Source organism: Caballeronia sp. LZ033, from assembly GCF_031451265.1.
Lineage (GTDB): Bacteria > Pseudomonadota > Gammaproteobacteria > Burkholderiales > Burkholderiaceae > Caballeronia.
Genome location: NZ_JARUXQ010000002.1, coordinates 196,866 through 214,210, shown reverse-complemented (window position 1 = coordinate 214,210; position 17,345 = coordinate 196,866). Strand labels below are relative to the sequence as shown.

General features: G+C 63.4%; 18 protein-coding genes and 1 pseudogene. 10 read left to right on the top strand and 9 right to left on the bottom strand.

Features of this window, described 5'->3' with window-relative positions; genetic code table 11:
* Positions 1-207, bottom strand: a pseudogene (locus QCE62_RS16575) (succinate dehydrogenase, cytochrome b556 subunit); the annotation flags it as partial.
* Between the two features lie 220 nt (positions 208-427).
* On the opposite strand from QCE62_RS16575, the gene QCE62_RS16570 reads away from it, so the two are divergent.
* Positions 428-1,324: a LysR family transcriptional regulator gene (locus QCE62_RS16570; protein WP_309920482.1), complete on the top strand. Its 897-nt coding sequence runs from the start codon at positions 428-430 to the stop codon at positions 1,322-1,324.
* A 157-nt stretch (positions 1,325-1,481) separates the two neighbouring features.
* Here QCE62_RS16570 and QCE62_RS16565 read toward each other — a convergent pair whose 3' ends face one another.
* A complete protein-coding gene (locus tag QCE62_RS16565) occupies positions 1,482-2,429 on the bottom strand; it encodes a TauD/TfdA family dioxygenase (RefSeq protein ID WP_309920479.1) in 948 nt (315 codons plus the stop codon).
* Between the two features lie 131 nt (positions 2,430-2,560).
* Positions 2,561-4,747, bottom strand: a complete 2,187-nt coding sequence (locus tag QCE62_RS16560; protein WP_309920475.1) for a TonB-dependent siderophore receptor — start codon at positions 4,745-4,747, stop codon at positions 2,561-2,563.
* Between the two features lie 234 nt (positions 4,748-4,981).
* On the opposite strand from QCE62_RS16560, the gene QCE62_RS16555 reads away from it, so the two are divergent.
* Entirely contained in the window at positions 4,982-5,812 is an 831-nt protein-coding gene (locus QCE62_RS16555; RefSeq protein WP_309920472.1) for a class I SAM-dependent methyltransferase, read from the top strand.
* 71 nt (positions 5,813-5,883) lie between these two features.
* On the opposite strand, the gene QCE62_RS16550 is transcribed toward QCE62_RS16555, so the two are convergent.
* Together QCE62_RS16550 and QCE62_RS16545 are read right to left on the bottom strand one after the other, a co-directional pair.
* Positions 5,884-6,267: a DUF1801 domain-containing protein gene (locus QCE62_RS16550; RefSeq protein ID WP_309920469.1), complete on the bottom strand. Its 384-nt coding sequence runs from the start codon at positions 6,265-6,267 to the stop codon at positions 5,884-5,886.
* 60 nt (positions 6,268-6,327) lie between these two features.
* Positions 6,328-6,867 (bottom strand): DUF4142 domain-containing protein, encoded by a 540-nt coding sequence (locus QCE62_RS16545; protein WP_309920466.1) that lies wholly within the window; start codon positions 6,865-6,867, stop codon positions 6,328-6,330.
* A gap of 256 nt (positions 6,868-7,123) precedes the next feature.
* On the opposite strand from QCE62_RS16545, the gene QCE62_RS16540 reads away from it, so the two are divergent.
* From QCE62_RS16540 to QCE62_RS16525, 4 genes are read left to right on the top strand one after another with little or no spacing between them, the layout of a single operon-like run.
* The gene (locus tag QCE62_RS16540) at positions 7,124-7,444 is read left to right on the top strand and encodes a DUF6566 family protein (RefSeq protein WP_309920463.1); all 321 of its coding nucleotides are present in this window, start codon (positions 7,124-7,126) and stop codon (positions 7,442-7,444) included.
* Between the two features lie 41 nt (positions 7,445-7,485).
* On the top strand, positions 7,486-8,523 hold the full coding sequence (locus tag QCE62_RS16535; protein ID WP_309920460.1) for a Dyp-type peroxidase: 1,038 nt from the start codon (positions 7,486-7,488) through the stop codon (positions 8,521-8,523).
* Positions 8,516-9,319: a family 1 encapsulin nanocompartment shell protein gene (locus QCE62_RS16530; RefSeq protein WP_309920458.1), complete on the top strand. Its 804-nt coding sequence runs from the start codon at positions 8,516-8,518 to the stop codon at positions 9,317-9,319. Before QCE62_RS16535 ends, QCE62_RS16530 begins: the two co-directional genes overlap by 8 nt.
* 19 nt (positions 9,320-9,338) lie before the next feature.
* Positions 9,339-9,719 (top strand): TraR/DksA family transcriptional regulator, encoded by a 381-nt coding sequence (locus QCE62_RS16525; RefSeq protein ID WP_309920454.1) that lies wholly within the window; start codon positions 9,339-9,341, stop codon positions 9,717-9,719.
* On the opposite strand, the gene QCE62_RS16520 is transcribed toward QCE62_RS16525, so the two are convergent.
* Positions 9,720-10,385 (bottom strand): TetR/AcrR family transcriptional regulator, encoded by a 666-nt coding sequence (locus QCE62_RS16520; RefSeq protein ID WP_309920451.1) that lies wholly within the window; start codon positions 10,383-10,385, stop codon positions 9,720-9,722. It lies immediately after the preceding gene.
* 190 nt (positions 10,386-10,575) lie between these two features.
* On the opposite strand from QCE62_RS16520, the gene QCE62_RS16515 reads away from it, so the two are divergent.
* The 3 genes from QCE62_RS16515 to QCE62_RS16505 are packed head-to-tail and all read left to right on the top strand — an operon-like array spanning position 10,576 to position 14,748.
* A complete protein-coding gene (locus QCE62_RS16515) occupies positions 10,576-11,703 on the top strand; it encodes an HlyD family secretion protein (protein WP_309920448.1) in 1,128 nt (375 codons plus the stop codon).
* Complete coding sequence (locus QCE62_RS16510; RefSeq protein WP_309920445.1) at positions 11,696-13,261, top strand: MDR family MFS transporter; 1,566 nt, start codon at positions 11,696-11,698, stop codon at positions 13,259-13,261. Before QCE62_RS16515 ends, QCE62_RS16510 begins: the two co-directional genes overlap by 8 nt.
* A gap of 20 nt (positions 13,262-13,281) precedes the next feature.
* Positions 13,282-14,748, top strand: coding sequence for an efflux transporter outer membrane subunit (locus tag QCE62_RS16505; RefSeq protein WP_309920442.1), 1,467 nt, complete (start codon positions 13,282-13,284; stop codon positions 14,746-14,748).
* A gap of 6 nt (positions 14,749-14,754) precedes the next feature.
* Here QCE62_RS16505 and QCE62_RS16500 read toward each other — a convergent pair whose 3' ends face one another.
* Both QCE62_RS16500 and QCE62_RS16495 read right to left on the bottom strand, forming a co-directional pair.
* Positions 14,755-15,162, bottom strand: a complete 408-nt coding sequence (locus tag QCE62_RS16500) for a VOC family protein (RefSeq protein ID WP_309920437.1) — start codon at positions 15,160-15,162, stop codon at positions 14,755-14,757.
* 184 nt (positions 15,163-15,346) lie between these two features.
* Positions 15,347-15,961, bottom strand: coding sequence for a TetR/AcrR family transcriptional regulator (locus QCE62_RS16495; protein ID WP_309812263.1), 615 nt, complete (start codon positions 15,959-15,961; stop codon positions 15,347-15,349).
* Between the two features lie 123 nt (positions 15,962-16,084).
* Here QCE62_RS16495 and yghU point away from each other — a divergent pair, with 123 nt between their 5' ends.
* On the top strand, positions 16,085-16,960 hold the full coding sequence (yghU, locus tag QCE62_RS16490; RefSeq protein ID WP_309920434.1) for a glutathione-dependent disulfide-bond oxidoreductase: 876 nt from the start codon (positions 16,085-16,087) through the stop codon (positions 16,958-16,960).
* 4 nt (positions 16,961-16,964) lie between these two features.
* On the opposite strand, the gene QCE62_RS16485 is transcribed toward yghU, so the two are convergent.
* Positions 16,965-17,309 (bottom strand): DUF1493 family protein, encoded by a 345-nt coding sequence (locus tag QCE62_RS16485; RefSeq protein WP_309920432.1) that lies wholly within the window; start codon positions 17,307-17,309, stop codon positions 16,965-16,967.
* Positions 17,310-17,345 lie beyond the last annotated feature (36 nt).

Sequence of the window (17,345 nt, the reverse complement as noted above, 5' to 3'; positions counted from 1 at the left end):
GAAGCCCTTGAAGGCGTCGAAACTGATTTCCGACGTGAGGCTCTGATCGAGCAGATACAGGATGAACGGCAGACACACGAAGAGCAGCAGGCCGCTCACACGATGCAGGATGGAGACCTTCCCCGCCAGCGGCAAGCGATACTTCGCGAGTTGGCCGATCCCGATGTTGCGGAACTCCGGCCTGGGTTTCTTTACAGCTTCAGCCACGGTAGACCCCTTCCCTATTCTGTTTTGACGTATCGCGCGAAGCCGATGCTCACCACGGGCGCGACTCGTCCTGCCTGATGCGCTCGATGAGCGACCGGCGATGTATTCGTGGGGAGACGTTCCAACCCGCGCACTGCGCGACTGGCGGTATTTTGTCGCGGGATTGATATACTGTCCAATATCTATCTCGTCTTTCTGAAATACTTTTTATAGATATCGGATGGAACTGCGTCATATCCGTTATTTTCTGGCCGTCGCCGAAGAGCGCAACGTGACGCGCGCGGCCGAGCGGCTCGGCATCGGGCAACCGCCGCTCAGTCAGCAGATTCATGCGCTGGAAGACGAAATCGGCGTGCGTTTGTTCCGGCGTACCGGTCACGGCGTCGTGCTGACCGAAGCCGGCGAGGCCTTCGCCGCCGACGCCAAGCGTCTGATGACCGACGCGCGACTCGCCGTCGAGAAGGCGCAGAGTGCGGGGCGTGGAGAGATCGGGCAGTTGAACATCGGCTTCACGGGATCGGCGGCGTTCAATCCGGTGGTGTCGAAGCTCATCCGCTCATATCGGCAGGCGTATCCGAACGTCACGTTGACGCTGACCGAAGGCAACACGGCGCAGTTGCTCTCGCATATGGACGACGGCCGTGTCGATGTCGCCTTCGTCCGGCTCGGCAGCCAGTCGCCCGCCGGGGTGCAGATCCATCACATCGCCGTCGAGCCGATGCGGATCGTGCTGCCCGCCACGCACCGGCTCGCCAGGAAACGCAAGGTGCCGCTGTCGGCGCTGGCTGAAGACGCCTTCGTGATGCTGCCGCGCGAAGCCAGCCCTACGCTGCACGATGTCATCGTCGGCGCATGCCGCGAAGCGGGCTTCGAACCCATCGCCGGGCAACAGGCGCCGCAATTGTCCTCGGTGGTGAATCTCGTCGCGGCGGAGTTCGGGGTGTCGCTGGTGCCGGCATCGGTGTGCCAGATCCAGGTCGATGGCGTGGCTTATACCGATTCGCTCGACAGCAACATCTCCATTCGCCTTGCACTGGCGTCGCGCATCGACGCCACGCCGGCCAAGACCGCCAATTTTCTCGAGATCGCGCGGCAGGTTGCTGCGGCTCGCGCTTGATGCACGCGTCGTTGTAATGCTTATGAAAGTTGCATTCGCAACTATCGCGTCGCCCACGCTTGCAAGACAGCTTTATATAAATTGGCGAAGCGAATTCGTGGGCGCCGAAAAATAGACAGTTAGTTGCTCGGTAGTCGAGTGACGAAATGCGTGTCGGTCAATTCAATGCGACCGCTGCTGCCGCGCCCACCGGTGAACCTTGGACCGCCACCGATGCGCGCCCGTCCGGACCGATCGGCACATCGCCGACGAGCGTCGTGCGATATAGCTGGCGATCGAAGTCGAGGTCGAAGATATCGGTCGGCGCGAGGTGCGCGGTCGTGCGGTTATCCCAGAAGGCGATGCTGCCCGGCTCCCACTTGAAGCGCACCGTGAACTCGGGGCGCGTGACGTGTTCCCACAGCAGTTCGAGCAAGGCCTGGCTCTCGCGCGGCGCGAGAGCCACGACATGCTTGAGAAAGCCCGGGCTTACATACAACGCGCGCTCACCGGTTTCGGGATGTACGCGCACAAGCGGATGTTCGCTGACGAGGATGTGATCGTCGACGGCCTTCCTGAATGCATCCGTCCCGCTCGCCCCTTGCGGCGGCGCAAAGCGATGCACGCCGCGCAGTCCGTCGATGAACCCACGCAACGGCGCGGACAGCTTCTCGTAGGCGATGACGAGGTTGGTCCACTGCGTGTCGCCGCCATAGGGCGGAATGGTTTCGCCGCGCAGAATGGAGGCGAACGGCGGATTCACGGCGGCCGTGACATCGGTATGCCAGCCGGTCCATGGCCGCACGAGCGATGGGCCGTCGAAGCGCGTGGCCTTGCGAAACTTGGAGATCGAATAGATTTCCGGGTGGCCTTCAACATGGCCGAACACCGGATGACCCACTGTGAGTTCGCCGAATTGCGCGGAGAACGCCACGTGCTGGGCATGCGTGAGGAACTGCTCACGGAAGAAGATGACGCGCCATTCGAGCAAAGCGGCACGCAACGCCTTCACCTGATGGTCAGTCAGAGGCCGCGTCAGATCGACGCCGGCGATTTCAGCCCCGATATGCGCCGATAACGGCTTGACCGTCACACTCGATACATCAGCGTTGGCGACTGCGTTCACTGTGATGCTCCTGTCGATAGAGCGATCAATGTACAAGCCGCCACTTCTCACGCGAACCAAGAAATCCCGCTACGGATAGCTTGGTTTGCGATAAGCGCCGGGCCGGCGCTCACGACGTTCCGGTTCAGGCTTTACCAGTGATAGTTCATGCCCGCGAAGACCTGGCGGCCATAACCGAAGGCACACCACGTTCCGTAATAGCACGATGCGACATAGCGCTTGTTGAACAGGTTTTGCGCGTTCACATAGAGCTCCGCGCCCTTCAACTGGGTAGCAGCGCGGCCGAGGTCATAGCGCAGCGTGGCATCGACGAGGAAGAAGCTCGACACCTTGAAGCTGTTGTCGCTGCTGTAGGTCGTGCCCGTGTAGCGTCCGCCCGCACCCATCGACAAGCCCGCCACCGGTCCGCGATTGATCGTGTAGTACGCCCACAGCGAAGCCTGGTTCTGCGGCACGGCAGGCAGGAACTTGCCGTCGAGCCCGCTGTTGTCCTTCGTGTACTTGGTGTTGAGGTACGTATAGCTTGCGGTGAGGTTCAGCGAATCCGTGAGACTGGCTTTCGCTTCGAGTTCCACGCCGAGCGAACGTGCTTCACCCACTGCGGACTGGAAGTTCGGGTTGCTGGCATCGACGGTCAGCAGGTTCTTGCGCGTCAGGTCGAACAGCGCAGCCGAGAAGAACGCGTTGTAGCCCTTCGGCTGGAACTTCACGCCGATCTCGTACTGACGGCCCTTCTCCGGCGAGAACTGATTGCCGTTGATGTCGGTGCCGACCTGCGGCGTGAACGATTCGGTATAGCTGACATACGGCGCGATGCCGCTGTCGAACACATACGACAGGCCGGCGCGGCCCGTGAAGGCGCGGTTGAACTGATGCGATTGCACGCCGTAGGTGGTGTTGTTCGAGTCGCTGCTTGCCCAGTCCTCGCGTCCGCCGAGCGTCAGGACCACGTGACCCCAGCGCACTTGATCCTGCGCATACACGCCGTACTGGGTGCCGCTCAGCACCTGGTGATAGCGGTCGGGCGGCGTGATCGTCTGGTTGTAGTTCGGCGCGTACATGTCGAGCGGCGGCGCGACGCCGAAGCCCGCATCGAAATTGCTCGCATAGTGCTGGTAATCGAAGCCGAACAGCACAGTGTGATCGATCGGCCCGGTCGAGAAGTTGCCTTCCACCTGATTGTCGATCGCAAAGGTGTTCAGGTTGTCCTTCGACGCCGCCGTGCCGCGATCGAGCGTGCGCAAATCGTCTTCGAGCTGGCTCGCATACACGCTCTTGTAGTCCTGCGCGACGTGCATGAAGCGCGCGTTCGAACGGAACGACCAGGTATTCGTCAGCTTGCGTTCGAACTTGTAGCCGATCGACTCCTGAACCCGGTTGAAGCTCTCGAAGTTATGGTCGCCGTCGTAGAAGTCGCTCGGCAGCTTGCCATTCGGGTTGTAGAGCACCGTGCCTTCCGGCGGCACGCTGCCGTACGACGTGGCGCGCGGATCGTGCTGATAGAACCCGAACAGCGTAAGCGACGTCTTTGCATCCGGGCGCCACGTGAACGACGGCGCAATCGCAATGCGCTTGTTCTCCGTCGACTGCACCTGCCCGTCTTCGGAACGCGCGATAGCGGTCAGGCGATACAGATAACGCTCATCGCCGCCGATCGGTCCCGAGAAATCGAACGTGGCCTGCTTGTGCGCGTAGTTGCCGAATTCGACGCCCACTTCGTGCAACGGAACGACCGTCGGCATCTTGCTTTCCTGATCCAGCAGGCCGCCCGCCGCGGCCTGACCGTACAGCACCGAGACCGGTCCCTTCAACACCTCGATACGCTCGAGCAAGTACGGATCGACCTGCGGAGTCGCGTACCACGAGTTGTCGAGCATCTTCAGCCCGTTCCAGTATTTGTCGGCGTCGAAGCCGCGCACTTTCAGCAAGTCATAGCGCGTCGCAATGCCGCCGCGCGTCTCCGGCGTCACGCCGGACACGTAGCGCACCGCCGCATTCAGCGTCTGCGCGTTCTGCTGATCCATCTGCTGACGCGTCACGATGGACACGGACTGCGGCGTTTCCAGCAGCGACGTGCCGGTCTTGAGCGCCGTCGATTCCTTCGCGACATAGCCGTTCGTCGGCCCGTACGGCTGATCCGGATTCTGCGCAGTCACCTTGACGGCCGGCAGGGTGGCGTCCGAAGGCGCGGGAGCGGAAGCGTCGTTGGCTGTGCCATCGGTGGACTGTGCGTAGGCCAGCGGTGCAACGGCAAACATCAGCAGGGCGGCGAGTTTCAGCGGCCGCATGGCCACGGCATTCCATTCAGTTTTCTTCATACTCATTCTCTTGTCGTCACGCGCAAATGCGAATCGTTATTATTTCGGCCGAATTGTCGCCTTTCATTGCCTTTTTGTAAACATTCGTTTCCGCTTTTTCTCAGTCTTCCGTTCAGCTTTTTCCGGAAGGAAATCGAAAGCAACGGGACGCGACCGGATAGTGACTAAGATGAAATCGGGCGCCTCTGAATACGCGGGCAGCCCGCATCGGATACGCACAGTCGAGGTCCGCCGATGAACTCCACGCCTTCCTCTTCCACCGCCTACGTGCTCGGCCACTCAGATCCCGAAATGGAGCGGCTCGACCATCAGGCACGTTTCATCAGCGATCTCACCGAGGACGTCCTGCGGCGCGCGGGCCTCGCTCCGGGCATGCGCGTGCTGGACCTGGGATGCGGCGCGGGCGATGTCTCGTTTCTTGCCGCGGCGCTCGTCGGGACGAACGGCAGTGTGCTGGGCATCGATCGGTCACCGGAGATCATCGACAAAGCGCGCCGGCGCGCGGAGCACGCGCATCTGAACCACGTGCGCTTCGAAGCCGGAAGCGTGACGGACGTGGATATCGTCGGCGAGGTGGATGCCGTGATCGGACGGCTGATCCTGCTGCACTTGCCCGATCCGGCCGCGACCTTGCGCCGGCTCGCCGCGCAAGCCGGCAGCGGCACGCTGTTCGTGTTTCATGAAATGGACATGAGCACCGCGCGTTCGCTGCCCGAGGCGCCGCTGTGTGCGCAAGGCACGCGCTGGATCATCGAAACCTTCCGGCGCGCGGGCGTGGACACCGAGATGGGTGCGAAACTCTTCAAGACGTTTCGCCAAGCAGGCCTGCCCGATCCGCAGATGCTGCTGTCGGCACGCTTCGAAGGCGGCACGGACGCGTTCACCTACCGCTATCTCGCGGAGGTGCTGAGAACTTTGTTGCCGCTTGCCGAACGGTTCGGCATCGTGGAAGCGAAGGCGGTGGACATCGATACCTTTGCCGAGCGCCTGCGCGATCAGGTAGTCGCGCTCGAAGGCGTCGTGCAGCCACCGGCGTTCATCGGCGCTTGGGCGCGGCTGCCCTGAGCGCGCGTTGAGGGCAACCCCGAACGCATCCCCGAGCGCATCCCGAGCGCATCCCGTGCGCACCCCGAGCCTCAGGCGCTGCCCTTCTTCCTCGCCTTGCCCTGGTTGTATTCGATCGCCGCTCGCACGAGATCCCGCAGCGCGCGCGCCTGGACCTTGCTGCCTTCGAAAAAGTCGATCGCGCGCCGCTGGTTGCCTTCGAGACCTGCGTTGAAGAGCCGGTTTGGATCCGCGAGATGCGCGCCGTTCGCAAAGGTCAGCTTGACCTTGTCCTTGTGCGCATTGCCCACCGCGATCATGCCGTCGCGATACCACACCGGACTGCCCATGTACTTCCATTCCTCGACGATCTCGCCATCCGCCGCGAGAATGGCCTTGCGCACGTTCGCCAGCATTTCGCCGCGCCAGTCGTCAAGGCCTGCAATCAGTTGATCGATTCGTTCCGAATTTTTCATGAACGCGTCTCGTTTTTTAATTGTGCAAAAACGCAGACAGCATGACGTGCGCGTCGAACGTCATCGCCGCAGTCCACGGCTGCCGATCAGGATCTTCAGCCGCTGTGCCTGATCGAGTTGCAGAATGAACGAAGGCCGCATGCGGGCGAGGAGCGTCTTGACATCGGCGTTGCCTGTCGTGCGGATGCCGTCGTCGACGGTATTGACGAGTTGGCCCAGATAGCCGGTCTCGCGCTCCAGATAGAGGTCATCGAAGTCGTACATGCTCGACGCGTCGAGCCGGGCGAGGTCCGCCTGGCTCTGCTTCGTCATCGCGTTGCTCGTCGCACTGCGTTGCGGCTGCGAGCCGGCGCTGCCGGTCAGCGCGACGATCTCCTGCTGCATCTGCCCATGCTCCGTGATGATGCGTCGCGCATACACCTGCACGCTCTTCGACCCCGATCTCTGCAAGGCCAGTTGCGCCGCCGCGATCTCGGCCTGATTGGCGACGAAGACAATGCCCAGCCGTTGCTCTTCGCTCAGATGTCCGTCCGCAGCCTGGGCGCGCGTCATGAAAAGCGGCAACGCGAGCAATGTCATCAACACACCCCGGCGTTTCATAAAAATTCTCCCGAAGTTCAATCATGTGCAATGCCGCGCGACGACGGCGTGCATTTCCGCAATCATGCCTTCAACTAAACCTTCAACTAAACCGATAGGATGAAGCGCCCGATCCCGCCACCCTGCAGTCTGCAATATGCACCACACAGACTTGAGGTACCCTCGATCCGTGTTTCGCGGCCGGCCAAAACAGCGCAGCCCAGAACGCACCCAGCGCCGCCCGAATCGTATGATCGTAACCGCATCGGAGGAACAGATGGACTCTGCCCTTGACGTGTATGCCGGCCATGAAATCTCCATTACGACACGGCGCAACGAGCGCGGCGCCTGGGTCGCCGATTTGACCGTCCGTCACGACGGCCAGTCGTCCTTCACATGGCCCGAAACCGTGCAGCCCGAATGGCGCACCTCCGACGAAGCGGTGCGCGACGGCATCGAGCGCGCCCGCCGCATGATTCGCCAGCATCTCCAGCACCCTGATGACCGCTCGTGGCTCGCCACGCGCCGTCACGCGCAGACCTGGTTCAGCGCGGAAGCCGAACGCCTGTCCGGCAATGTCTTCGCACACACGAAGTGAGCTTTCCGATCAACCCCATCAAGTAAATAATATCTTCCCCGATGCCCACACCCGAACCGCAAGCCGTCTGCAATCCGATTTCCCGAAGTGCGATCTTCCTCGTCGCCACCGTGGCGCGCGGCGAAGACAAGGCCGATGTCGTCCGCTCATGGTGCGGCGACATCGCGGCGCTGGTCCGCGCGGTCGGCACGCGCGCGCCGGCCGCGAACCTGTCCTGCGTGTGCGGCTTCGGCTCGGACGCGTGGGACTTCCTGTTCGGCGCGCCGCGTCCCGCGCAACTGCATCCGTTCATTGAAATGGGCGCGGGCGAGCGTCGCGCCATCGCCACGCCGGGCGACATCCTGCTGCACATCCGCGCGGACCACATGGACCTGTGTTTCGAACTGGCCTCGCAACTGCTCGCCAAGCTCGGCGACGCGGTCACGGTGGTCGATGAAGTGCATGGCTTTCGCTACTTCGACCTGCGCGACATGGTGGGTTTCGTCGACGGCACCGAGAATCCGCAGGGCCGCAGCGCGATGGAGTACACCATCGTCGGGGATGAAGATGCGCCGTTCGCCGGCGGCAGCTATGTGATGGTGCAGAAGTACCTGCATGACCTCGCGGCGTGGAATGGCCTGACGGTGGAGCAGCAGGAACGGATCATCGGCCGCGAGAAGCTCTCCGACGTCGAGCTCGACGATTCGATCAAGCCCTCGTGCTCGCACAGTTCGCTCACGACGATCGACGAAAACGGCCGCGAGGTGAAGATCCTGCGCCACAACATGGCCTTCGGACGTCCGGGCGCGAAGGAGTTCGGCACCTATTTCATCGGCTATGCGCGCGCGCCGAAGCCGATCGAACAGATGCTCGAAAACATGTTCGTGGGCCGGCCGCCGGGCAATTACGACCGCCTGCTCGACTACAGCCGCGCCATCACCGGCGGCCTGTTCTTCGTGCCTTCCGCGGACCTGCTCGACGAACTGCCCGACCGCAGCCCCTCTGAATCCGTAGCTTCCAACGCGGAACCCGAACCGGGCAAGCGTGGCGAAGGCTCCCTGAACATCGGCTCACTCAAAGGAACGTCACAACATGAATAACCTGCATCGAGAGCTCGCGCCGATCGCAAGCGCCGCATGGTCGCAGATCGAAGCGGAAGTCGCCCGCACCTTCAAGCGCTCCGTCGCGGGGCGGCGTGTGGTCGATGTGAAGGAGGCCGGCGGCAGCGCGCTGTCGGCCATCGGCACCGGACATCAGAGCGCGATCGCCGCACCCGCGCAAGGCGTGACGGCGAAGCTGCATGACGTGCGCCGGGTCGTCGAACTCACCGTGCCGTTCACGTTGCAGCGCGAGTCCATCGACAGCGTCGAACGCGGCTCGAACGACGGCGACTGGCAGCCCGCCAAGACCGCCGCGAGCGATCTCGCGCGCGCGGAAGACAGCGCGATCTTCGACGGCTACAAGGCGGCGGGCATCGTCGGCATACGCGAGGGCAGTTCGAACGATGCGACGATGCTGCCCACCAACGTCGCCGACTATCCCGTCGCCATCAGCCAGGCGCTGGAGAAGCTGCGGCTCGCGGGCGTCGACGGCCCCTATTCCGTGCTGCTCGGCGCGGATGCCTACACGGCGCTGGCCGAAGCAAGCGATCAGGGCTATCCCGTGATCCAGCACATCAAGCGCATCGTCAGCGGCGACCTGGTGTGGGCTCCCGCGTTGCAGGGCGGCTGCGTGCTGTCGACGCGCGGCGGCGACTATGAGTTGTATCTCGGACAAGACCTGTCGATCGGCTACACGAGCCATACCGACACCACCGTCCAGCTCTACCTGCGCGAAACGCTGACCTTCCTGATGCTGACGAGCGAGGCGTCCGTGTCCATCGCCACGGGCGAATAGCGTTCAAAGGAGCACGACCATGGCCATCAACCAGAGCGGTTTGACCGACGACTACATCGCGCAGCAACGTGCACGGCTCGAAGCCATGCAGCATGATTTGCTCGGCACCGAGGAAGGCGGCATCGCCGGCGAGCGGCGCCAGCAACTCGAGCATGGTTCCGAGGCACGGGAATTCGAAGACGAAGCGCAGCGCATGGAACAGGACGTCGCGAATCAGGCATTGCGCGACGTGAACGATCAGCGCATCGGCGACATCCAGCGCGCGTTGCAAAAAATCGCCGAGGGCACGTATGGCCTGTCCGATGAAAGCGGCGTGCCCATTCCAAAGGCGCGCCTCGATGCGATGCCGGAAGCCATCCTGACTGTCGAGGAACAGGAGCGGCGCGAAGCGGGCCGTTAATTACTTCGATACCGCCGCCTCCACCGCCGCCAGATACGCCGACAACGCCCGCTCCACCTCGCGCAGATAACGCTGCGCGAGCTGCACGTCGCCCATGGCGGGGCGCAGCTTGATCGCCAGCGCGCCGCCCGCCAGCGCGCGGATCATCTCCACATACAGCGCGCGCTCGGCGGGCTTCACATGCGGCATGCGCGCATCGAGCACGCGGCGCAGCATGTCGGACTTGCGCTTGCCCTTCTCGTCGTCGTGCGGCATCACCGACATCAGGATCAGGCAATCCGGATGCTGCTCGAAGTAGCGGATGTGCGGACTCATGATGCGCTCGATCACCGCCGCCGGCGACAACGCCTTCCACGTCTCCGTATCGGTCTGCGCGAGCTCGTCCTCGAGTTCGCCGAACGCGGCAATGTGACGATCCCACAACGCTTTCAACAAGCTGTCGCGGTCCGGAAAAAAGTGATACATCGAGCCGATCGGCGTCTGCGCCTGACGCGCCACGCCATGCATCGTCACGCCCGTGAGCCCTTTCTCGACGATCAGTTCCGCCGTGGCATCGAGCACCGCCTCGATGCGCGCACGCCCGCGCGCCTGCAACGGCGAACGGGCCGCGCTGGTCCGTTCCGGATCTTGCAGTTCGCTTTCATTGCCGGACCGGGGCTTCTTCATTCATGTTCCTTGTTTCGTTCCACAATTTTACGAACTAGACGCTGGCGTCTAGATTCATGCATACTAGACGCCATCGTCTAGTTTGGCGAGTGCAATGCAACCGGCATCTTGCCGCAGGCGCGCTCGCCGTTCTGCTATTCATCGAAGGCTACCGCACCCAGGCGGCAGCGCGAAAGCTCCCGGAGAAAACATGTCTGTCACAGCGCCCACGCACGGCGACCAGCCCGCTGACGCGGCCCAAGGCAAATCGTCACGCAAGCGCCTGCTGATCGCGGTCGGCATCGTTGCGGTCGTGGCGGGCATCGCGTGGGGTGCGCGCTGGTGGACGGTGGGCCGCTTCATCGAAACCACCGACGACGCCTATCTCAAGGCCGACAGCGTGACCATCGCGCCGAAGGTGAGCGGCTACATCACGGAAGTGCTGGTCGGCGACAACCAGACTGTCGCTGCGGGCGCGCCGCTCGCGAAGCTCGACACGCGCCAGTACCAGGCCTCGCTGGATCAGGCGCAGGCCACGCTCGATGCCCGCGCCGCCGACATCCAGCGCGCCCAGGCCGAACTCACGCAGCAGCATGCCAACGCGGATCAGGCGAAGGCGCAGGCCGAAGTGGCGCGCGTCAGCCTCGCGCACGCGGAAGACGACGTGAACCGCTATCGCCCGCTGGTGGCGACCGGCGCCGAGAGCGCCGAGCGTCTCACGAGCCTCGTGTCCACACGCGATCAGGCGCGCGCCACGCTGACCGCGAATCTCGCGGCGGCACGCGCGGCGGCGACGCAGATCGGCGCGACTGAAGCGCAGATCGCCCAGGCGCGCGCGCAGCTGGAAGCGGCGCAGGCACAAATGGATCAGACGAAGCTCGACCTCAACGACACCACGCTGTTCAGCCCGGTGGCGGGCCGTGTCGGCGATCGCACGGTGCGCGTCGGCCAGTATGTGCAGCCGGGCACGCGGCTGATGACGGTGGTGCCGGTCGAGTCGGTGTATCTCGAAGCAAACTTCAAGGAAACGCAGGTCGGCCGCATGCGCATCGGGCAGCCGGCGACGCTGCACGTCGACGCGCTGAAAGGCACGGACCTGCATGGCGTCGTCGAGAGCTTCGCGCCCGGCACGGGTGCGCAATTCGCGCTGCTGCCGCCCGAGAACGCCACCGGCAACTTCACGAAGATCGTGCAGCGCGTGCCGGTGCGCATTCGTGTCGATACCGGTCCGGAGACGCGCAAGGTACTGCTGCCGGGCCTGTCGGTGACGGTCGACATCGACACGAAGTCCGCCACCGACGACAGCAAGCGCATCGCCGACGAGAATCGTCATGAGTGAGTCGCACGCACGCGCGAGCGCCACCGACTGGATTGCGGTGACGGCCGGCGCACTCGGCGCGCTGATGGCCACGCTCGACATCTCGATCACCAACTCGGCGTTGCCGCAGATCCAGGGTGAGATCGGCGCGACCGGCACCGAAGGCACCTGGATCTCGACCGGCTACCTGATGTCCGAAATCGTGATGATCCCGCTTGCCGCGTGGCTCACGCGCGTGTTCGGCCTGCGCAACTTCCTGCTCGGCAATGCGGTGCTGTTCACGCTGTTCTCGGTGATGTGCGGCTTCTCTCATTCGTTGCCGATGATGGTCGCGGGCCGCATCGGCCAGGGCTTCACCGGCGGCGCGATGATCCCGACCGCGCAGACCATCATTCGCACGCGGCTGCCGCGCGAACAGATGCCGGTCGGCATGACGATCTTCGGTCTGATCGTGCTGCTCGGGCCCTTGCTCGGCCCCGTGCTCGGCGGCTGGCTCGCGGAAAACATCTCGTGGTCATGGTGCTTCTTCGTGAACGTGCCGGTGGGCATCGCGCTGGTCGCGCTGCTGGTCACCGGACTGCCGGCCGAGAAGTCGCACTGGGAAGCCTTCCTGAAGGCCGACTGGATCGGCATTGCGGGACTGGCCATCGGCCTGAGCTCGCTCACGGTCGTGCTCGAGGAAGGCCAGCGCAATCAATGGTTCGAGTCGAGCGAGATCGTCACGCTCACGTGCGTGACCCTCTTCGGCATGTTGCTGATCGCGATCTCGCAGTTCATCGCGAAGAAGCCCATCGTGCGGCTCTCGCTGCTGCGCAATCCGCGCTATGCGAGCGTCATCCTGATCGTGTTCGCGGTCGGCGCGGGGCTCTATTGCGTGTCGTTCCTGCTGCCGCAGTTTCTCAGCATCGTTGCGGGCTATAACGCGCTGCAGTCGGGCGCGATCATGCTGGTCTCGGGCGTGCCGGCCTTCCTCATCATGCCGGTATTGCCGCGCCTGCTGGGCAAGGTGGACTTTCGCGTGCTCGTCATCATGGGCCTGCTGTTCTTCGCGGGAAGCTGCCTGCTGGACATCTCCCTGACTGCGCAGAGCGTCGGCCATGACTTCTTCTGGTCGCAGATCCTGCGCGGCTTCGGACAGATGCTCGCGATGATGCCGCTCAATCAGGCGTCGATGGCCGCCGTCTCGCGCGAGGAATCCGGCGATGCCGCGGGCCTCTACAACATGGCGCGCAATCTCGGCGGCTCGGTGGGACTGGCGATCATCGGCACGGTGATCGACCGGCGCAACGACTTCCATACAGCGGCGATCCGCGAGTCCGTGACGGCCAATTCGGTGATCGGTCAGGAGCGCATGGCATCGAGCGCCGCCAGCTTCTTCGCGCAGGGCGGCGACATGGCGCACGCGAAGATGCAGGCACTCGGGCAGCTGTCGGTGCAGATCGGCCAGCAGGCTGTTGTCATGACCTACTCCGAGACTTTTTATATTTTGGCGATCGCGCTGCTCGCATGCCTGCCGCTCGCGCTTTTGCTCAAGACGCCGCGCGCGCAAGCCGGCGAGACGCCCTCAGCGGGCCACTGATCGTGATGAATCCTTCAACGATGTTTCCTCGCACTATCCGCTTCACTGCCCTGCTTGCGCTGACCGCGTTCGCGCTGGCCGCCTGCACGGTCGGCCCTGACTATCACGGTGCGCCCGAGATCGCGCCGGACGCCGCAAGGAACGGCGCCTTCGTGCGCGCACCGGCCGAGGGCATCGTCGCGACGCATGCGCCCGCGGCATGGTGGCAGGCGTTGAACGATCCGCAGCTGAACACGCTGATCGATGCCGCGCTCACGCACAATCCGGATCTGAAGATGGCGCAGGCACGCTTGCTTCAGGCCCGCTCGCAACTGCGCGGACAGCGCGCCAACGAGTTGCCGAAGGTGTCGGGCTCGGCGGCGGCGCTGCGCATGCGTTCGCCGGATACGTCGTTCTTCAGTTCGTCGGATGACAGCGGCGCGCCGGCATCGACGGGACGCGGTCCGGTGGACTTCTATACCGTGGGCTTCGATGCTTCGTGGGAGATCGATCTGTTCGGCGGCACGCGCCGCGCAATCGAGGCTGCCTCCGATGAAGCCGACGCCGTGCACGCCGATCTCTCGGACACGCAGGTGTCGCTGGCGGCCGAGGTGGCGTCGGCGTATATCGACTTGCGCGACCAGCAGGAGCGGCTCGCGCTTGCCGAACGCACGGCCGAGTATCAGCAGCAGATGCTCGACCTGACCGAGCAGCGCCGCGCGCGCGGCACGGCGGCACAGGTCGATGTCGAACGCCTGACGACCCAGGTCGATACCACGCGCGCCACGCTCGTGCCCCTGCAGGTGCAGATCACCGATTCGCTGGATCAACTGGCCGTGCTGACGGGCCACGCGCCCGGCGCGCTCGATGGCGAACTCGCTGCGCGCGCGCCCTTGCCGGTGCTGCCGGCGACGGTGGCCATCGGCGACCCAGCCGCGATGCTGCAACAGCGGCCCGATATCCGCGCGGCGGAACGTCGGCTGGCATCGAGCAACGCGCAGATCGGCGAGCATATCGCCGATTATTTCCCGAAGGTGTCGCTGCTCGGCGATATCGGCTTCTCGGCGGCCGACCCGGGGCATCTGTTGCGCAAGCAGAATTTCTCGTGGGTCGGCGTGCCGTATCTGCAATGGAACCTGTTCGACTTCGGGCGCACGGCGGCAAGCGTCGATACGGCTCGGGCCTCGCGCGAAGAAGCCGAAGCACGCTATGAGAAGACCGTACTCGGCGCGCTGAAGGACGCGAATTCGTCGCTGTCGCGCTATGGCAATCAGCGCGAGCATGTGGTGCGCTTGCAGCAGGTGGAGGCGTCGGCGGAACGCTCCGCCACGCTTGTGCGGCAACGCTACCGCGCGGGTGTGTCGACACTCATCGATCTGCTCGACGCGCAGCGCACGCAGTTCGCCGCGCAGCAGGACGTGGTCGCGGCGAAGGCCGAACTGCTGAAGGATTTCGTGTCGCTGCAAAAGAGCCTCGGGCTCGGCTGGCAGGACCCGCGCGGCGCGTGAGGCGCCTTACTCGTCGAACGTTCCGCGATATTCCGCTGACGCGTCCGAGCGCGTGTTCAATTCGAACATTACGCCGCCCGGCGCGCGGCAGAAGAAACGTGAACCGCGCCCATTGTTGAACACGGCGGTTTCCATTTCCACGCCGTCCGCCGTGAAGCGTTCATGCAAGGCCTGGACGTCATCGAGCGTGGGCAGCTCGAAACCGACGTGGAACGCACGCGGATAAGACGGCGTGTGATCGCCGACATGATCGATGACCACATCGAAACCGGGACGCTTGAGGATATACGACTGCTCCCAGCTGCCCGCGATCGTGAAGCCGAGATAGTGTTCGAAGAAGCGCGCGGTTGCAGCGGTATCGGACGAGGGAAAGCTGAGGTGATTGAGCTTCATGCTCTTGATCGAGTCTGTCATGGTCTGTGTCTCAAGGAGTAGAGCCGGTGCGGCCCCTTGCCGCCGTCGCTCCATGACAGTCAGAATATAAGCAAAAGCTCACATTCACTACTCGCTTTGGCGAGGCGCTTCAAAATGCAAAAAAGCCCTTTTTCGAGGGCTTTTTCTTTTGATCGAGCCGAAGCGGAGGATCGCTTGCTCACATTCAATCGCCGACGCTTCGCGCCAGATAACCGAACACCGCCGCTTGCACGCGTCGTTCGAGATCGTCGAGATCGGTTTCGCCGCGTTCGCCAGCCGCATCGACCATGCCGTGAAGCATGGCGAACAGATCGCCCGCCGCGACCTCCGGACGAGGATGCTTCGGCGCGGCGCGCTTCACCACCGCCATCACCAGGTCATTCATCTGCGAGCCGTCCACTTCGAGCTGTATCGCGGGGCGCCCTTCGGCGATGTCGAGCAGGCGTGCGAGCATCGGCCGCTGCAACTGCTGCCGTACGGCGGCCCCGATCAGATACTCGAGCGCCGCCTTGCCGCTACGCTTGGTCAGCGCGGTGAGCGCGTCCTGATGAAAGCGTCCGGTTTCGCGCCGGATCAGCGCGACGGTCAGCGCATCCTTGCCCGGAAAGTATTGATAAAGCGAACCGATGCTGACGCCCGCGCGTTGCGCCACTGCATTCGTGTTGAATCCTTCGAAGCCTTCCGTTTCGAGCACCTGCGCCGCGGCCTCGACGATGGACGCCACCGTCGCCTCCGAGCGCGACTGAGCCGGCCGCTTGCGAGGCCGGAAAGCTTTGTGCGATGGGCGCTGCTGGCTCATGAATCTCTCCTGTGAAACCGGCGTCGATTGTACAAAGGACCGGAGCGCGGCCCGTCCAAGCAGCGTTTCCGGCGACCTGCTAACCTCGCCGGAACTCATTCATCTGGCGCAGGAGCTTCGAACATGAGCGAGACCCCCGAGTACGTGCCGCCCACGGTCTGGACCTGGAACAAGGACAACGGCGGCCAGTTCGCCAGCATCAATCGTCCGATTTCCGGACCGACACACGAAAAGCCGCTTCCTGTCGGACAACATCCGTTGCAGCTTTATTCGCTGGCCACGCCCAATGGCGTGAAGGTCACGGTGATGCTGGAGGAACTGCTCGCGCGCGGTCACAAGGGCGCCGAATACGATGCGTGGCTCATCCGCATCGGCGATGGCGACCAGTTCGGCAGCGGCTTTGTCGGCGCGAATCCGAACTCGAAAATTCCTGCGCTCGTCGATCGCAGCGGTCCCACGCCGGTGCGCGTGTTCGAGTCCGGCGCGATCCTGCTGTATCTCGCGGAGAAGTTCGGCGAGTTCGTGCCGACCGACTTCAGCGAACGCGCCGAAGTGCTGTCCTGGCTGTTCTGGCAGATGGGCAGCGCGCCGTATCTCGGCGGCGGCTTCGGCCATTTTTATGCGTATGCGCCGAGCAAGATGGAATATCCGATCGACCGCTTCGCCATGGAAACGAAGCGTCAGCTCGACGTGCTCGACAAGCGTCTGGCCGAGCATCGCTACATTGCGGGCGATGACTATTCCATCGCCGACATCGCCATCTGGCCGTGGTACGGCGGGCTGGCGAAGGGCCGGTTGTACGGCGCGGCGGAGTTCCTTGCCGTCGATGAATACAAGCACGTGCAGCGCTGGGCCAGCGAGATTGACGCGCGGCCTGCTGTGCAGCGTGGCCGTATGGTCAATCGGACGTTTGGCGAGCCGTCGGAGCAGTTGCATGAACGGCATGATGCGGGCGACTTCGAGACGCGCACGCAGGACAAGTTGGCGGGGGCGGAGTAGACGGTCAATCGGCATGCGTCGCGAGCGATGCGGCATCCCCCCTGCCGCGAGCCATGGCGTCGTATAGCATGCCTACCGTTAGCGGCTCTTTGGTTGTCGAGTGGCGTTTTCGCAGAATGAATCGCGTAATGAGGTGGTAGAGAACGCCGTCGCCTTCCATCAGAAAATAGCGACGAAAATCGTAGTCGCCTTCGTCGACCTCGAATGCTTCGAAGAAACGCTGCATGAAGATATCGGCATCGTCTCCTTGTTGGCCGAGGTCGAATGCGATGGTCATATCGCGCGTAATTGGCTTTCCCAAAGCGATACACGCTTCTTTTCTGATGAATGCTTCAAGTGACGTCAGCAATGGAAGCCTCTCCGGCCATGGATCGTGCTGAAGAGT

Excerpts from the sequence above, each read along its gene's own strand:
- QCE62_RS16570 (WP_309920482.1), top strand. The coding sequence starts at position 428 with ATGGAACTGCGTCATATCCGTTATTTTCTGGCCGTCGCCGAAGAGCGC.
- QCE62_RS16560 (WP_309920475.1), bottom strand. The coding sequence starts at position 4,747 with ATGAAGAAAACTGAATGGAATGCCGTGGCCATGCGGCCGCTGAAACTC.
- QCE62_RS16555 (WP_309920472.1), top strand. The coding sequence starts at position 4,982 with ATGAACTCCACGCCTTCCTCTTCCACCGCCTACGTGCTCGGCCACTCA.
- QCE62_RS16550 (WP_309920469.1), bottom strand. The coding sequence starts at position 6,267 with ATGAAAAATTCGGAACGAATCGATCAACTGATTGCAGGCCTTGACGAC.
- QCE62_RS16545 (WP_309920466.1), bottom strand. The coding sequence starts at position 6,867 with ATGAAACGCCGGGGTGTGTTGATGACATTGCTCGCGTTGCCGCTTTTC.
- QCE62_RS16540 (WP_309920463.1), top strand. The coding sequence starts at position 7,124 with ATGGACTCTGCCCTTGACGTGTATGCCGGCCATGAAATCTCCATTACG.
- QCE62_RS16535 (WP_309920460.1), top strand. The coding sequence starts at position 7,486 with ATGCCCACACCCGAACCGCAAGCCGTCTGCAATCCGATTTCCCGAAGT.
- QCE62_RS16530 (WP_309920458.1), top strand. The coding sequence starts at position 8,516 with ATGAATAACCTGCATCGAGAGCTCGCGCCGATCGCAAGCGCCGCATGG.
- QCE62_RS16525 (WP_309920454.1), top strand. The coding sequence starts at position 9,339 with ATGGCCATCAACCAGAGCGGTTTGACCGACGACTACATCGCGCAGCAA.
- QCE62_RS16520 (WP_309920451.1), bottom strand. The coding sequence starts at position 10,385 with ATGAAGAAGCCCCGGTCCGGCAATGAAAGCGAACTGCAAGATCCGGAA.
- QCE62_RS16515 (WP_309920448.1), top strand. The coding sequence starts at position 10,576 with ATGTCTGTCACAGCGCCCACGCACGGCGACCAGCCCGCTGACGCGGCC.
- QCE62_RS16510 (WP_309920445.1), top strand. The coding sequence starts at position 11,696 with ATGAGTGAGTCGCACGCACGCGCGAGCGCCACCGACTGGATTGCGGTG.
- QCE62_RS16505 (WP_309920442.1), top strand. The coding sequence starts at position 13,282 with ATGTTTCCTCGCACTATCCGCTTCACTGCCCTGCTTGCGCTGACCGCG.
- QCE62_RS16500 (WP_309920437.1), bottom strand. The coding sequence starts at position 15,162 with ATGACAGACTCGATCAAGAGCATGAAGCTCAATCACCTCAGCTTTCCC.
- QCE62_RS16495 (WP_309812263.1), bottom strand. The coding sequence starts at position 15,961 with ATGAGCCAGCAGCGCCCATCGCACAAAGCTTTCCGGCCTCGCAAGCGG.
- yghU (WP_309920434.1), top strand. The coding sequence starts at position 16,085 with ATGAGCGAGACCCCCGAGTACGTGCCGCCCACGGTCTGGACCTGGAAC.